Here is a 13,882-nt window from a genome sequence, read left to right on the forward strand (position 1 = left end):
GTGCCGGCGCTGCCGGTGTGGGCTGTGCTGCGACCGGCGCGGGAGCAGCCGGTGCCGGTGCCGGAGCCGCCGGAGCGGGCGCCGGTGCCGGAGCCGCCGGCTTCGGGCCGGGACGCGGTCCGCCGGGCTTCGGCGCCGCCGCCTGGGGCTTTGCGGGTGCTGCCGCCGAATCGGCCGACGGGAAGGACTCCCGCAGCCGCCGTGCGACGGGCGCCTCCACTGTGGAGGACGCCGACTTCACGAACTCGCCCTGCTCCTTGAGCCGTGCGAGTAGTTCCTTACTGGTGACACCGAGTTCCTTTGCCAACTCGTGTACACGGGCCTTGCCTGCCACTGCTCTCCTCACTGATGAGGTCGAGCGCGGCTGGGCGCCCGCACGACCTCGGGTTAACTCCGATGGACGATCATCGTTGGTGCTTCACGGTGTGCTCATGAGTGTGTTTGCCTAACTCGTCTCAAGAGGTACTGCTCTGTTGTGGATGCGGCTCGATCACGAGATCTGCTCGATCTCCCGATCCAGTGCCGCCGTGTCCAGGGTTCCGGACACTCGCAGCGCTCTGCCGAATGCTCGGCGCTTCTCCGCCAGGCTCAGACAGTTCGGTTCGGGGTGCAACCACGCACCTCGTCCCGGGAGCCTGCGCCGAGGATCGGGCACCGCGGCCCAGCCCTCCGGCTGAACCTCGCGTGCGACGACCCGCAGCAGATCCGCGGTCAGCGCGCGTTTACGGCATCCGACGCACGTGCGCACCGGTTGACCGGTGCATTCGCGCGTATCCGCCGAAAACTCATGCTGAGCCATCGACCACTCTACCGCTGTTGACAACAGTTACGTACATGCCGCCCCTAAACGCGCGTCGACGCAGGTCCGGACGGCGAGTCAGTCACCGGCGCGGCGTCGGATCGGATGTCGATCCGCCAGCCCGTCAAGCGTGCAGCCAGGCGGGCGTTTTGCCCCTCCTTGCCGATGGCCAGCGACAACTGGAAGTCGGGGACCACCACGCGCGCGGCGCGCGCGTCGGCGTCCACCACTGTGACGGACACAACCTTCGACGGCGACAACGCGTTGCCCACGAACCGGGCCGGGTTGTCGTCGAAGTCGATGATGTCGATCTTCTCGCCGGCCAGTTCGCTCATCACGTTGCGCACCCGCTGGCCCATCGGGCCGATGCACGCGCCCTTGGCGTTGAGGCCCTGGACCCGGGACGCGACGGCGATCTTGGTGCGGTGACCGGCCTCGCGCGCGACCGCGACGATCTCGACCGAGCCGTCCGCGATCTCGGGCACCTCGAGCGCGAAGAGCTTGCGCACGAGGTTCGGGTGGGTGCGCGAGAGGGTGATCTGCGGGCCGCGCTGGCCGCGGGTGACACCCACGACGTAGCACTTGATCCGCTCGCCGTGCTCGTAGGTCTCCCCCGGCACCTGCTCGGCCGCGGGCAGCACGCCCTCGGCTCCGTTGGCCTCGCTGCCGATCCGCACCACGACCATGCCGCGGGCGTTGGCACGGGTGTCGCGCTGGATGATGCCGCCGACGATCTCGCCCTCGTGGGTGGAGAACTCGCCGAAGCTCTTCTCGTGCTCGGCGTCCCGCAGTCTCTGCAGGATCACCTGCCGGGCCGTGGTCGCGGCGATCCGGCCGAAGCCCTCGGGGGTGTCGTCCCACTCCTCACCGACGATGTTGCCGTCGGAGTCGACCTCGCGGGCCATCACCCGGACGATGCCGCTCTTGGTGTCCACGTCGATGCGGGCGTGGGACTGGTGCCCCTCGGTGTGCCGGTAGGCGGTGAGCAGCGCGGTCTGGATGGTCTCGATGATCGTGCCGACCGAGATCCCCTTGTCTTCCTCAATGGCGCGCAGCGCGGCAATGTCGATATTCACTTGTCTACCCTTCTACCTGAAATTCGTCGTCTGTCTCGTCTGTCTCGTCCGCGCCTGCTGTCAGGTCCACCGCGTCGTCGACGTCGGTGGGCAGGACCCGACCCTCGGCCACCCCGCCCGCGAGTTCGAGCTCGGCCGGGTTGGGCTTCGAAAACTCCACCTGCACTACCGCTTTCACCACATCGGCGAGGGCGATCTCCCGCACCGTCGGTCCGCCCTTGCCGGGCAGCACCAGCGCGACGACGCCGTCGCCGAGGGCACCGACCCGGCCGGTCAGCTGCTCGTCGGCAAACTGGACCGCCACCTTGCGGCCGCGCGCGCGACGCCAGTGCCGGGGTTCGGTGAGCGGGCGGTCGACACCGGGTGAGGTGACCTCGAGCGTGTACGGGGTCTCGCCGAACTCGGTTGCGGCGTCGAACGCGTCGGAGATCACCCGGCTCAGCTCGGCGACCGCGTCCAACTCGAGGCCGGCATCGCCGTCCACCATCACGCGGACCACGCTGTGCTTGCCGGCCTGGGTGACGGTGACGTCCTCCAGGTCGTATCCCTGTCGGTCTACAAGACCGGAGAGGAGTTCGACCACCCTCTCCTTTGACGGAACCGGCATCAGTGGAACTCCTCGTTCAGTTGTGTTCGGATCACAAGTCTTCGGCGCGAAGACTAAGGATATCGTGCATTTGACCCTCCGGTGACCAGCCTGGGTTCGGATGCCCGACAGCACACCTGACAGGATGGGTCCGTGCCTGCAGCCCTCATCAGCCCCGCGCTCTCACGACGCGGCGCCTTCCGGGTGGCCGGCGCCGCGGCCCTCGGCCTCGCCGCCCTCGGCGCCACCGCCGGATGCGCCGGTTCCGGTTCGAACGACGAGGCCCGGGAACCGGACCCCCTGCTCGTCCCGCTGGCCGCGGCCAGACGGGACGCGGCCGCGGCCACCGCCGCCGCGGCCCTGGCACCCGACCGGGCCGGGGCCCTGACCGTCGTCGCGAACGAACGCACCGCCCACGCCGACGCGCTGTCCGCCGAGATCCTCCGGGCCGCCGGCAGCGAGGCCACCTCGACCACCACCGCGGCGCCGAGCACCACCGCCGCCTCGGCGCCCCCGACAGTGGACGACGTCCGCGCCGACCTGGCCGATTCGCAGCGCGRCGCGGCCGCTCTGGCGCGGCGCCTGGACGGCTACCGGGCCGGACTCCTCGGCTCCATCAGCGCGGCCGTGGCCGTGCAGCAGGCGGTGTTGCTGCCATGACCTCCCCCACCACCTCGCTCGGGCCCGAGCAGCAGGCCCTGGTCGACGCCCTGCGCGCCGAGCACGCCGCCGTGTTCGCCTACGGGATCGTCGCGGCCTTCTCCAACCCCGCACGGATCGGACAGATCTCGGCGGACGCCGCATCGCACCGGGCCCGGCGCGATGCCACCGTCGACGCGCTCGTCGCGGCGAGCGTGACCCCGCCGGGCGCCGAGCCCGGGTACACCATCCCGTTCCCGGTCACCGACCCGACCACCGCGGTCCAGCTCGCCGCCCGGGTGGAGGGTGACGCCGCGGTCGCGTGGCGGTCGGTGATCGAACGCGCACAGTCCGAGCACACCCGGGGCGTCGCGGTCGACGCCCTCACCGAAACCGCTCTGCGCCTTGCGAACTGGCAGGCGGTTCTCGGCGTGACACCGCCGACCACGGCGTTCCCCGGTCAGCCCGGCTAGGGCATTGTGTGGCGTCGCCGTGCGCCAGTCACCGCCCTCCCACGGTCACCGCGAGTATGCGGTCGTCGCCGATCCCGGGGGAACCGCGCCCGTCTCGGTTGGAGGTGGTCACCCACAGGCGGCCGTCGGGCGCGAACGCCACGGTGCGCATCCGGCCGTACTCGCCGACGAAGAAGTCGCGCGGTTCGGCGGCGGTGCCGGTGGTGACGTCGATGCGCCAGAGCCGTTGCCCGCGCAACGCCGCCATCCACAGACGGCCTTGCGCGTAGGCCAGCCCCGACGGCGACGCCTCGGAGACACCCCAGGTCAGCTGGGGATCTGTGTACGGTTCGCGACCGCCGACTCCTTCTGTCGCGGGCCATCCGTAGTTGCCGCCGGGTTGGATGCGATTGAGTTCGTCGGATCGGGTCGAGCCGAACTCGCTGGCCCACAGCGTCCCGTGGTCGTCGAAGGCGAGGCCCTGCACGTTGCGGTGGCCCAGGCTCCAGACCGGCGAGGTCGGGGTCGGGTTGCCCGGCGCGGGTCGACCGTCGGTGGTGATACGAAGTATCTTGCCGCCCAACGAATCCGGTTCCTGCGCGAGGTCCCGATCCCCGGCTTCGCCGGTGGACACGTAGAGGAATCCGTCCGGCCCGAAGGCGAGACGTCCACCGTCGTGGATGGACCCGGCGGGGATGCCGTCGAGGATGACATCGAGCTCGCCGAGTCCCCCGTCGTGGAGTGTGGTGCGTACGACCCTGTTGTCGGTGCTCGTGGTGAAGTAGAAGAACACGAACCGGTCGGTGTCGAAGGTCGGCGAAACGGCGACGCCGAGCAGACCCGCCTCGCCCCGCGGCGCTGCCGGGTCGACCGTTCCGACCACCGTCGTCCGGCCGTCACGAACAGTGAGAACTCGGCGCGTGTCTCGTTCGGTGACGATCGCCGTTGCGTCGGGGAGGAACGCGAGTCCCCACGGGGTCTCGAGTCCCTCGGCGATCGTGTCCACGACGGTCGGGGCCTGCGAGTCCTGGGCCGGCGCCTCGGCGTTCGTCGCCTGGGCCGAAGTGGCGCCCCCGGTTGTGCCGGGGTTGTCGGAGACGCAACCGGTCAGACCGAGGAGAAGGACCAGCACGACGAGCACTCTCACGCCGGTCACCTGCCTTCCGTCACTTCCATGCTCACGCTGGGAGACGCGCGAACGGTAGACCTGACGCCACGGACCCATCATATGAGTCACGGTCGACCCGTGAGCGGCCCTTCGTACTGCCGCTACACCGACTGCTCCTTGCGGCTCGGCATCGCCAGCGCCGCCACGATCGCGACGACGACGGAGGCCGCGCCTACCAGCAGCGCGGGCTGCAGGCCGTCCGCGTAGCCCGCCGGGGTGAGGCTGCCGCCCTTGCCGAGGAACACCGCGGTCAGCACCGCGACACCGAGCGCGACGCCGACCTCGCGGATCGTCGAGTTCACGGAACTTGCTGTGGCGTGGTCGACCTCGGCCATGTCGATGAGAACCGCGGTGGCACTGGGAGCGAAGGTCAGGCCCATCCCGATTCCCGCCATCGCGAGCGCCGGCACCATCGCCCCGTAGCTGGTGCCGGGTTCGAGGATCATCGCCATCCACACCAGCGACGCCGCCTGCAGGGTCAGACCGGAGACCAGCAGCGGACGCAGTCCGACCCGCGGCGCCAGGATGCCGGCGATCGGAGCCACCACCATCGGTGCGGCGGTCCACGGCAGGGTGCGCAGGCCGGCCTGGAACGGCGTGTAGCCCATCACGATCTGCAGGTACTGGGCGAGCAGGAACACCGCACCGAACATCCCGAGTGTGAAGGCGAGGCCGATCACGTTGGCGACCGAGAAGCTGCGGGAGCGGAACAGTCGCATCGGCATCACCGGGTTCGGGGTGCGCAGCTCGTGGATCACGAAGCCGGTCAGGGCGAGTGCCGACGCGGCGAGCGAACCGAGGACCGTCGCCGAGGTCCAGCCATCGTCGTTGCCGTGCACGATCGCCCACACCCCGAGGAACACGCCGGCCCCGGCCAGTGCCACACCGAGCAGGTCCATCGGCGCACGCCGACCGCGGGACTCCCCCAGCGCGTAGAGCGCCAGCGGCACCGCGACCAGGGCCACCGGCACGTTGAGCCAGAAGATCGCCTGCCAGGAGACGCCGTCGACAACGGCGCCGCCGATCACCGGGCCGAGCGCGACCCCGAGTCCGGAGACACCACCCCAGACGCCGATGGCGAGCGCGCGCTTCGCGGCCGGAACGGCGCCGGCCAGCAGGGTGAGCGAGAGCGGCATGATCGCGGCCGCACCGACGCCCTGGACGGCCCGCGCCGCGATCAACATCGCGGGGGTCGTCGACAGCGCGGACGCGATCGAGGCCGCGGTGAACAGCGCGATGCCGTAGAGGAAGACGCGGCGCCGGCCCCAGCGGTCGCCGAGGCCGGCCGCGGCGAGCATCAGGGTGGCGAACGCGAGGGTGTAAGCGTTCATGAACCACTGCAGCTGACCCACCGTGGCCTGCAGGTTCTGCTGGATCACCGGGAGCGCGCTGGTCATGACGAGGTTGTCGAGGGTTGCCATGAACATCGGCAGCGAGGCCGCGATCAGGGCCAACCAGATCGGGACGGTCCGACGCGCGGACGACGGTTGCGGCTCGACGAGGACGTCGAGTTGATCGGAGACTGTGGTCATCACTGTTCCTCGGAGTGAGGGCTCCGGATCCGGAGTCGTTTGTAAGCAGCGGGAGTCGTTGTAAGCATTGAATGATTACTTGATTCGTCCGACGCTAGTTATCAAGTGATAACCTGTCAATATGTCTGCACCCACGAATTCCCCGCGGCCTACCCGGATGAGCGCACCGGAACGTCGGGAGCTCGTCCTGGCCGCGGCGTCGCGGGCGTTCGCGCGCGGCGGGTACGCGGGCACCAGCACCGACGCGGTGGCCAAGGAGGCCGGGGTCTCCCAGCCCTACGTGGTGCGCATGTTCGGCACCAAGGCGGAACTGTTCCGCGAGGTGCTCGCACGGGCGCTGACCAGGATCGTCGAGACCTTCGACGCGGAACTCGACCGGCTGACGATCGACCCGGACAGCGAGGAGTTCTGGGCCCAGCTCGGCGCCGCCTACGCCGGGCTGATCGCCGACCAGGACCTGCTGCTGGTGATGATGCACGGCTTCTCGGCGGGCGGCACCCCGGAGATCGGCGCCCAGGCGCGGTCCACGATGTCCGCGATCTACACCCAGATCCGTACCCGCACCGGCTGCACGCCGGAGAAGGCGCGTGAGTTCATCGCCCAGGGCATGCTGATCAACACGATGCTCGCGATGCGGGCGCCGGAGCACTTCGACGAGGACCCCGCACTCGCGGAACTGTCGGCCTGCGTGTTCGGCGGCACCCTCGACGCCGACGCCACCGATTCCGCGGCGACCGAGACTCGGGGCTGACCCGCATTCCGCGGAACAGCCAGCACCCGAGACCCGGTACCGCGACCCTCCTTGGCCAGAGTCAAGGAGGGTGTGACTGTCAGTGCTGCACAGGGCACCGACCGTTGAAGTCCACTTCGAACTCCTTGATTCCGTTCAGCCAACCCGAGCGCAATCGCTTCGGATCACCCAGCCTGGTGATGTCGGGCAGGTGGTCGGCGATCGCGTTGAAGATCAGGTCGATCTCGAGGCGTGCCAGGTTCGCGCCGATACAGAAGTGCGCTCCGGTGCCGCCGAAGCCCAGGTGCGGGTTGGGATCACGTGTGATGTCGAACGTCATCGGGTCGTCGAAGACGTCCTCGTCGAAGTTGGCCGAGGCGTAGAACATCGCGACCCTGTCCCCCTTCTTGATCTGCCGGCCACCGAGCGTGGTGTCGGTCAGCGCGGTCCGCTGGAAGGCGGTGACGGGGGTGGCCCAACGGACGATCTCGTCGGCAGCGGTGCGGGGCCGCTCCTTCTTGTACAGCTCCCACTGCCCCGAATTCTCGAGGAACGCAATCATCCCGTGCGTAATCGCGTTCCGGGTGGTCTCGTTGCCTGCGACCGCGAGCAGGATGACGAAGAACCCGAACTCCTCGGGACTGAGCTCATCGCCGTCGATGTCGGCGTGCAGCAACTGGGTGAGGATGTCGTCGGCCGGGCACTTCTTGCGTTCCTCCGCCATCCGGTAGGCGTATCCGAGCAGCTCCATCGACGCGGCCTGGGGGTCGCCTTCGAACTCAGGGTCGTCGTAGCCGGTCATCTGATTGGACCAGTCGAAGACCTTGCCCCGATCCTCCTGGGGGATACCGATGAGCTCCGCGATCGCCTGCAGTGGCAGCTCGCTGGCAACACGGGTGACGAAGTCGCCTGCTCCAGCCACCGCGGCGTCGGTGACGATCTGCTCCGCTCGCTCGGACAGCGCGCCCTCGAGCATGCCCACCGCGCGGGGCGTGAAGCCACGCGCGATGATCTTGCGCAGCTTGGTGTGTTCCGGCGCGTCCTTGAACAGCAGGATGTGCCGCTGCAACTCGACGGCCTCGCGGGGGATGTCGTCGTTGAACCGGACGATCGCGGTGTTTTCCCACGTGGAGTACACGTCACCGTCGCGTGAGACCTCTTTGACGTCCTCGTGCCGGGTGACAACCCAGTACCCGTCGTCCTGGAACCCGCCGGTGCTCGGTGGTTGCGGGCACCACCAGACCGGCGCCGACCGACGCAGCTCGGCGAACTCCGCGTGCGGCACCCGCGTCGAGTAGATGTCCGGGTCGGTGGGGTCGAATCCGTCGGGCAGCTTCGGAATGGGCACTGTGATCTCCTCTTGTCAGACCGTCGACAGTCAGCCTTGCAGGAGAGCAGCTTTGGCGGCTTGGCCTAGTTGTCCAAGGTCCCCCGGTTGTTTTGTTCGGTCGACACATCCGCGTCGGTGCGACCGCCGAATGTGTCGAAGTAGTCGAGTGCCAGTTCCAGGTGCAGCGTGCGGTGGTTGATTCGCCGGCCGAGACGCTCCTCGATCTGTTGCACGCGGTACCGGACGGTGTTCTTGTGCACGGCGAGCTGGCGAGCGGCGGCCTCGAAATTTCCTTGGTGCGACAGGACCGCCCTGAGCGTCTCTCGAAGCCTGGCGGACGGCTCGTCCTCCCCCAGCATCCCGTGAAGCTCCCGTTCGACGAGAGTGTTCATCGCGTCCGGGCGGGCGGCGAGCAGCGAGACGAGCTCGACGTCGTGGTAGCTCGTCACGGGCCGGCTCCGCTGTGCGCGCGTGGCGATCTGTTGCGCCGCCTGGGCCTCACGGTGGGTTCGACGGAACCCGTCGATGCCCTGCCCCGGCCGGCCCACCGCCACGCGGATGCCGGGGGGCACGAGAGCGGAATCGATCGTGGGTTCCTCGCTGCTGCCAGTCACCATCCAGGCCCACAGTCCCCGCGCACCTGATGGGACGCAGAGGATCTCGGCTGAGGATGCAGATCGAGCCAGCCGCAGGGCGAGAGGCTCGAAGATCCGTGAGTCGATCGAGAGTGCGTGTTCGGTCGTCCACAACACCATTGCGGTGTGGACGCGGTGGACCGGGTAGCCGAGCCGGACGGATGCGTCGTCGAGGCTGTTCTCGGTGCCGTCCAGGATTTCCCGCACCGTGTTGACCCTCATCGAGAACGCTCCGCTGAGCAGTCTTTCTCGTTCCTGCGTGTAGGTCGCGGCGAGTTCCTCGAGCATGGAGTTCATGACCTCGCTCGTCTGCTCCCACATCATGACTACGAGCTGCACCTTGAAATCCGCTGGCACATCGGCGTTGTTGACGAACTCCGTGACGAACCGCCAGACCGCCCGGTGGCCGGCGTGATAGAGCTGGGAGAGAATCCGCAGTTCCAGTCCGCGGCGCGCGATGGTGCGTGCCAGGGAACGAGCTTCGTCCGCGACCGGGACAGACCAGGTGGGGTCGGCGTCCGCCCGCCGCACAACCAGGATGAGCCGGAACTGGCTGCGAACAGCGAGTTGAAGGTCGCGCTGAATCTCGGCGTCCGTGGACAACTCCGGGACGTCCGACCCCATGGACCGCCAGACCCTGTCGATGAACGATTCGAGGTCGGCACGGGAGAGGGTCTCCGCGACGTAGTTGCGCATCCACTGTCCGGCCTGCGTGGTACTCGGCGTGTCCATGCCCCTCCTCGAACGGCGGAGTCGTGCGGGGACAACTCCTGGCGGACCGCTCAGCGTATTCAGTCCCCGACCACCGCGATCGCGAACCCGTCCCAGCCCCTTACGCCCGACGGTGGCCAGCAGTCACCGCCCGCTGATTGGGAGGACCCGCTGCGAGTGTGACGGCGCACACCCTAGGGTCTCCTCACACGCAACAACAGCCACAGACGGGACGCATCTTGGACCTCGCGCAGCGGATCGACAACCTCGAACAGGTCGAGGCGATCAAGAAACTCAAGTACGGGTACTGGCGGGCCTGCGACGCCAAGGACCCGGTCGCCTTCCGGGCCAGCTTCGTGCGCACCGGCGCCGACATCGACTACGGCCGTCTCGGCGCGTTCCAGGACGCCGACCCGATGACGGAGATCTTCACCAAGGTCGCGCTGGCCAAGGTCGACGGCGAGCACGTCATCTACGACATGCACCACGGCATGCACCCGGAGATCACCGTGACCGGCGAGCACACCGCCACCGGTCGCTGGACCCTGCGGTTCCGGCAGGTGAACCTGCTCGACCGCACCGAGACGCTGACCACCGGCGAGTACGACGACGAGTACCTGCTCGAGGACGGCGAGTGGAAGATGTCCAAGTGCCACTTCACGGCGACCTGGTCGATCCAGCAGCCGCTGGCCGCGGACGCGGTCGTCACCGGCAACTTCCCCGCAGCGACGCCGCAGTCGCCCGAGAACACGGTGGTGGACCGATGAGCGAACGCAAGGTCGCCCTCGTCACCGGCGCCAGCCGCAGCGTCGGCAAGGGCGTCGCCCTGGCACTCGGATCGGACGGCTGGACCGTCTACGTCACCTCCCGCGGCGAGGTGGGCACCGGCGGGCCACTCGACGCCACCGTCGCCGAGATCGACGCGCGCGGCGGCAAGGGCGTCGCGGTGCAGTGCGACCACACCGACGACGCCCAGATCCAGCAGCTGTTCGCCCGGATCGCCGAGGAGCAGGACGGCCGGCTGGACCTGCTGGTCAACAACGCCTGGGCGGGCCCGTCCGACGGGTACGCCGGATTCTCGCAGCCGTTCTGGAAGCGCCCGATCAGCGACTGGGATTCGCTGATCGGGATCGGCCTGCGCGCGCACTACGTCGCCAGCGTCGAGGCCGCGAAGCTGATGGTGCCGCGCGGCAGCGGGCTGATCGGCAACATCTCGTCCTTCGGCACCCGCGGGTACCTGCACTCGGTGCTGTACGGGATGTCCAAGGCGGGGCTGGACAAGATGGCGGCGGACATGGCCGTCGAGCTCAAGGGCACCGGGGTCAGCGCGTTGTCCTTCTGGCCGGGCCTGGTCCGCAACGAGGCGATGGTCGCGAGCGGGATGAAGAGCTTCGAGGGGTTCTCCCTCGCGGACGCCGAGACCCCCGAGTTCATCGGGCGGGTGATCGTCGCGCTGGCCAACGACCCGAACGTCGGCGAGCGCAGCGGACACACCCAGATCGTGGCGGAGACCGCGCTGGAGTACGGCATCACCGACGTCGACGGCAACCAGCCGGCCTCGCACCGGGCGGCGTTCGGCGGCGGCGCGCTGTACTGACCGCGCCCCACCCGCCTCACGGTTCGCATCTCGACTCTCCCGGCCCCGCCCTTGCCCGACGGCGGGGCCGGGAGGCACGATTGACCCGTGCCCTCGGAGGTGCCCATGGACAGACCCGCTGAGTCTCGGCTGGTCTACGCCGGTGCCGACGGCAGTCGGCACCTGCTGGACCTGTCGCCCGACCTGCCCCGCCTCACCGTCGGACGCGCCCCGACGTCGGGCCTGCGGCTCGGCGACGACGACGAGGTCTCCCGGCTGCACGCGGTGATCGAATGCGTCGGCGCGCACTGGACGATCGTCGACGACGGACTCTCCCGCAACGGCACCTTCGTCAACGGCGACCGCATCGTCGGCCGGCGACGGCTCGCCACCGGCGACAGCATCCGGATCGGTGGCACGGTGATGACCTACCAGGAGTTCGGTGGTGAACCGGTCGAGGCGACGATGGTGGCCGCCAACACACCCACCGCCCGGTCGCTCACGGAGACGCAGCGCGCGATCCTGACCGCGCTGTGCCGGCCCTACAAGCACGGCGCGATGTTCGCGAACCCGGCGTCGAACCAGCAGATCGCCGCGGAGCTCTTCCTCAGTGTGGACACCGTCAAGACGCACCTGCGCACCCTGTTCGGCAAGTTCGGGGTCGAAGACCTGCCGCAGAACCAGAAGCGGGTGCGGCTCGCCGAGCGGGCGATGCACAGCGGCATCATCAACGCCCGCGACCTCTGATCAACCGGTCGCCGTGGCCATGCCCCGGTCGGCCGCGCCCGACCCGACGGCCGCCGCACCGACCCGCGCCACCAGCGCCGCGATCGCGCCCGCGACCTCCGCCGGGCGCTCGAGGATCACCGAGTGCCCGGCGCCCTCGATCCGCACCAGGTCGGCGGCCGGCAACCGGCTCGCCATCGCGGTCGAGTGCGAGAACGGCGTCAGCAGGTCCGCGCTGCCGCACACCACGACAGACGGGATGCCCGCCAACGTCGTCAGCGTCCCGGTCTCGTCGAATCCCGCGAACGACGCCAGGAAGCCGCACATCGTCGCCACCGAGGTGTCGTTCACCATCGCCGCTGCCACCGCGACTATGCGCGGGTCCACGCTGCGGTTTCCGACGGCCGCGATGCGGACGAGCGCGCCGCACAGGTTGTGACCCAGCCGCCGCGAGCCCTGGGCGATCCGCGGCGTCCACCGGACCGCCGCCTGCAGCACGGACAGCGCGGGCCCGCGCAGCAGCCGTCCGGGTCCGGTGTCGGCCAGCCCGCCCGCCGCCGTCGAGATCAGGGCGAGGCCCGCCAGTCGGTCGCCAACCAGCAGCGGGTTCTGCCGCGCGTAGGTCAGTGCGGTCATCCCGCCCATCGAGTGTCCGACGAGCACCACCGGCCCCTGCGGCGCGACCGCGGCGAGTACCGCGCCGAGGTCGCGGCCGAGTTGCTCGATCGTGTAGGCCGCCGCGGGGGCGTGACCGGACTCGCCGTGCCCCCGGTGGTCGTAGAAGACCATCCGCACCTCGTCGCCCCAGGAACCGGCCAAGTGCTCCCGCAGGAACGACCACGACTCCGAGTGCAGGCAGTGCCCGTGCGCGAAGACTGCGGTGACCGGGGCGTCGGGACTGCCGTACTCGCGGACGGCGAGGGGAACGCCGTCGTCGGCAGTGACAGTGACCCGGCGCCCGCCAGCAGGGACCGTGACCCGACGCCCGCCCGTGAGGACTGTCTTCGACCTGGTGCCCTCGTTCGACATGGTGTCCTCCTCACGTACTTGCTGTATCGGTTCGGCGCGGCGGATCCTTACACCCGGACTGCTACTTCAGAGGCGGCAGTCCCGGGATACTCGGGCCGCTGCCGAGGTTCACCCCGCCGGGGCCCGCGCCGATGCCGCCGACACCGATCGGTCCGACGTTGGCGCCACCGATCGCGACATTGCCGTTCGAGCCGGGGGCGCCGTTCGAGCCGGGGGCGCCGATCGGGAGTGCACCGTTCGTCGGTGCCCCGTTCTGCGGGCCGCCGAAGCCGAAGTCCGGGGTCTGGGCAGCGGCGATGCCCGCGCCCGCGGAGAGCATGAGGAAGGCCGCGGCCGCTGCCATGGTGGTGCGCCGGGCGATTGTGTTGTCGAACATTTCTGGTCCCTTCGGGATGTGGAGGGGGGCCGGCACCGGTCTGGTGACGTGGCGCCGGCCCCTGGGGTGGTCGGGTCGTGCCTGGGGTCAGCAGAAGATGAACGGGAAGCTGCAGCTCTCCTCGGTGGTGGTGGTCGTGGTGGTGTTCGTGGTCGGGTTGTTCGTCCCACCCGCACCGCCGGCTCCACCGGCCCCGCCACCGCCACCGTTCGCGTCACCGGTGGTCGCGTTGCCACTGTTCCCGCCGATCGCGCCGCCACCGTTTCCGGAGGACACGCCACCCTGGTTGCCGTTGCCGATGTTGACGCCGCCGATACCGACGTTGCCCGAGCCACCCGCACCACCGGTGGCGTTGCCACCGTTGCCGGTCTGGGCGTTGCCCGACTGGGCGCCGCCGCCCGCGCCACCCGGTGCGCCGGCACCGCCGTTCGCGTCAGCGGAGGCGATACCCGCTCCGGCGGCCAGGGCGAAGGCGGCGATGGCTGCGGTAGCGAAAGCGCGCTTGATGGTGTTCGAC

At 69.5% G+C, this 13,882-nt stretch carries 17 protein-coding genes; 6 read left to right on the forward strand and 11 right to left on the reverse strand.

Features of this window, described 5'->3' with window-relative positions; genetic code table 11:
* The 4 genes from AC1DU4_RS24990 to rimP all read right to left on the reverse strand — a co-directional run.
* On the reverse strand, positions 1-334 hold a 334-nt coding region (locus AC1DU4_RS24990; RefSeq protein ID WP_477844471.1), incomplete at its 3' end, for a translation initiation factor IF-2 N-terminal domain-containing protein.
* A 156-nt stretch (positions 335-490) separates the two neighbouring features.
* On the reverse strand, positions 491-799 hold the full coding sequence (locus AC1DU4_RS24995; protein ID WP_477844473.1) for a YlxR family protein: 309 nt from the start codon (positions 797-799) through the stop codon (positions 491-493).
* A 44-nt stretch (positions 800-843) separates the two neighbouring features.
* Positions 844-1,875: a transcription termination factor NusA gene (gene nusA / locus AC1DU4_RS25000; RefSeq protein WP_072844191.1), complete on the reverse strand. Its 1,032-nt coding sequence runs from the start codon at positions 1,873-1,875 to the stop codon at positions 844-846.
* Between the two features lie 4 nt (positions 1,876-1,879).
* The gene (gene rimP / locus AC1DU4_RS25005; RefSeq protein ID WP_072844194.1) at positions 1,880-2,482 is read right to left on the reverse strand and encodes a ribosome maturation factor RimP; all 603 of its coding nucleotides are present in this window, start codon (positions 2,480-2,482) and stop codon (positions 1,880-1,882) included.
* Between the two features lie 132 nt (positions 2,483-2,614).
* Between rimP and AC1DU4_RS25010 the strand changes: the two genes are divergently transcribed.
* Together AC1DU4_RS25010 and AC1DU4_RS25015 are read left to right on the forward strand one after the other, a co-directional pair.
* Positions 2,615-3,121 carry a hypothetical protein gene (locus AC1DU4_RS25010; protein WP_477844475.1) on the forward strand — a complete coding sequence of 169 codons (507 nt, stop codon included), beginning with the start codon at positions 2,615-2,617 and terminating at the stop codon, positions 3,119-3,121.
* A complete protein-coding gene (locus AC1DU4_RS25015) occupies positions 3,118-3,573 on the forward strand; it encodes a ferritin-like domain-containing protein (protein ID WP_072844195.1) in 456 nt (151 codons plus the stop codon). Before AC1DU4_RS25010 ends, AC1DU4_RS25015 begins: the two co-directional genes overlap by 4 nt.
* A 28-nt stretch (positions 3,574-3,601) precedes the next feature.
* Here the strand turns inward: AC1DU4_RS25015 and AC1DU4_RS25020 are convergent, their stop codons facing one another.
* Positions 3,602-4,708 carry a PQQ-dependent sugar dehydrogenase gene (locus AC1DU4_RS25020; protein WP_477844477.1) on the reverse strand — a complete coding sequence of 369 codons (1,107 nt, stop codon included), beginning with the start codon at positions 4,706-4,708 and terminating at the stop codon, positions 3,602-3,604.
* A gap of 113 nt (positions 4,709-4,821) precedes the next feature.
* Positions 4,822-6,252, reverse strand: a complete 1,431-nt coding sequence (locus AC1DU4_RS25025) for a DHA2 family efflux MFS transporter permease subunit (RefSeq protein WP_477844479.1) — start codon at positions 6,250-6,252, stop codon at positions 4,822-4,824.
* Positions 6,253-6,373: 121 nt separating this feature from the next.
* Here AC1DU4_RS25025 and AC1DU4_RS25030 point away from each other — a divergent pair, with 121 nt between their 5' ends.
* Complete coding sequence (locus tag AC1DU4_RS25030; protein WP_477844481.1) at positions 6,374-7,003, forward strand: TetR/AcrR family transcriptional regulator; 630 nt, start codon at positions 6,374-6,376, stop codon at positions 7,001-7,003.
* Between the two features lie 79 nt (positions 7,004-7,082).
* Here AC1DU4_RS25030 and AC1DU4_RS25035 read toward each other — a convergent pair whose 3' ends face one another.
* Together AC1DU4_RS25035 and AC1DU4_RS25040 are read right to left on the reverse strand one after the other, a co-directional pair.
* Positions 7,083-8,330: a cytochrome P450 gene (locus tag AC1DU4_RS25035; RefSeq protein WP_477844483.1), complete on the reverse strand. Its 1,248-nt coding sequence runs from the start codon at positions 8,328-8,330 to the stop codon at positions 7,083-7,085.
* 65 nt (positions 8,331-8,395) lie between these two features.
* Positions 8,396-9,679, reverse strand: a complete 1,284-nt coding sequence (locus AC1DU4_RS25040) for a PucR family transcriptional regulator (protein WP_477844485.1) — start codon at positions 9,677-9,679, stop codon at positions 8,396-8,398.
* A gap of 218 nt (positions 9,680-9,897) precedes the next feature.
* Here AC1DU4_RS25040 and AC1DU4_RS25045 point away from each other — a divergent pair, with 218 nt between their 5' ends.
* The 3 genes from AC1DU4_RS25045 to AC1DU4_RS25055 all read left to right on the forward strand — a co-directional run bounded on the left by AC1DU4_RS25045 (position 9,898) and on the right by AC1DU4_RS25055 (position 11,981).
* Positions 9,898-10,425, forward strand: a complete 528-nt coding sequence (locus AC1DU4_RS25045) for a nuclear transport factor 2 family protein (RefSeq protein WP_072844201.1) — start codon at positions 9,898-9,900, stop codon at positions 10,423-10,425.
* Positions 10,422-11,255: an SDR family NAD(P)-dependent oxidoreductase gene (locus AC1DU4_RS25050; protein ID WP_477844487.1), complete on the forward strand. Its 834-nt coding sequence runs from the start codon at positions 10,422-10,424 to the stop codon at positions 11,253-11,255. Before AC1DU4_RS25045 ends, AC1DU4_RS25050 begins: the two co-directional genes overlap by 4 nt.
* Positions 11,256-11,360: 105 nt before the next feature.
* Complete coding sequence (locus tag AC1DU4_RS25055) at positions 11,361-11,981, forward strand: FHA domain-containing protein (protein WP_477844489.1); 621 nt, start codon at positions 11,361-11,363, stop codon at positions 11,979-11,981.
* Here the strand turns inward: AC1DU4_RS25055 and AC1DU4_RS25060 are convergent, their stop codons facing one another.
* The 3 genes from AC1DU4_RS25060 to AC1DU4_RS25070 form a co-directional block, all read right to left on the reverse strand.
* Positions 11,982-12,989 (reverse strand): alpha/beta fold hydrolase, encoded by a 1,008-nt coding sequence (locus AC1DU4_RS25060; protein WP_477844491.1) that lies wholly within the window; start codon positions 12,987-12,989, stop codon positions 11,982-11,984.
* Positions 12,990-13,050: 61 nt separating this feature from the next.
* A complete protein-coding gene (locus AC1DU4_RS25065) occupies positions 13,051-13,365 on the reverse strand; it encodes a hypothetical protein (protein ID WP_477844493.1) in 315 nt (104 codons plus the stop codon).
* Positions 13,366-13,452: 87 nt separating this feature from the next.
* Positions 13,453-13,882, reverse strand: a 430-nt coding sequence (locus tag AC1DU4_RS25070) for a hypothetical protein (protein ID WP_477844495.1), incomplete at its 5' end; no start/stop codon positions are given.

Source organism: Rhodococcus sp. P4_F5 (genome assembly GCF_056401315.1).

Bases quoted from the DNA above. Each gene is read 5' to 3' on its own strand.
- AC1DU4_RS25050 (WP_477844487.1), top strand. From the start codon at position 10,422: ATGAGCGAACGCAAGGTCGCCCTCGTCACCGGCGCCAGCCGCAGCGTC.
- AC1DU4_RS25025 (WP_477844479.1), bottom strand. From the start codon at position 6,252: ATGACCACAGTCTCCGATCAACTCGACGTCCTCGTCGAGCCGCAACCG.
- AC1DU4_RS25040 (WP_477844485.1), bottom strand. From the start codon at position 9,679: ATGGACACGCCGAGTACCACGCAGGCCGGACAGTGGATGCGCAACTAC.
- rimP (WP_072844194.1), bottom strand. From the start codon at position 2,482: ATGCCGGTTCCGTCAAAGGAGAGGGTGGTCGAACTCCTCTCCGGTCTT.
- AC1DU4_RS24995 (WP_477844473.1), bottom strand. From the start codon at position 799: ATGGCTCAGCATGAGTTTTCGGCGGATACGCGCGAATGCACCGGTCAA.
- AC1DU4_RS25015 (WP_072844195.1), top strand. From the start codon at position 3,118: ATGACCTCCCCCACCACCTCGCTCGGGCCCGAGCAGCAGGCCCTGGTC.
- AC1DU4_RS25060 (WP_477844491.1), bottom strand. From the start codon at position 12,989: ATGTCGAACGAGGGCACCAGGTCGAAGACAGTCCTCACGGGCGGGCGT.
- AC1DU4_RS25055 (WP_477844489.1), top strand. From the start codon at position 11,361: ATGGACAGACCCGCTGAGTCTCGGCTGGTCTACGCCGGTGCCGACGGC.
- AC1DU4_RS25030 (WP_477844481.1), top strand. From the start codon at position 6,374: ATGTCTGCACCCACGAATTCCCCGCGGCCTACCCGGATGAGCGCACCG.
- AC1DU4_RS25065 (WP_477844493.1), bottom strand. From the start codon at position 13,365: ATGTTCGACAACACAATCGCCCGGCGCACCACCATGGCAGCGGCCGCG.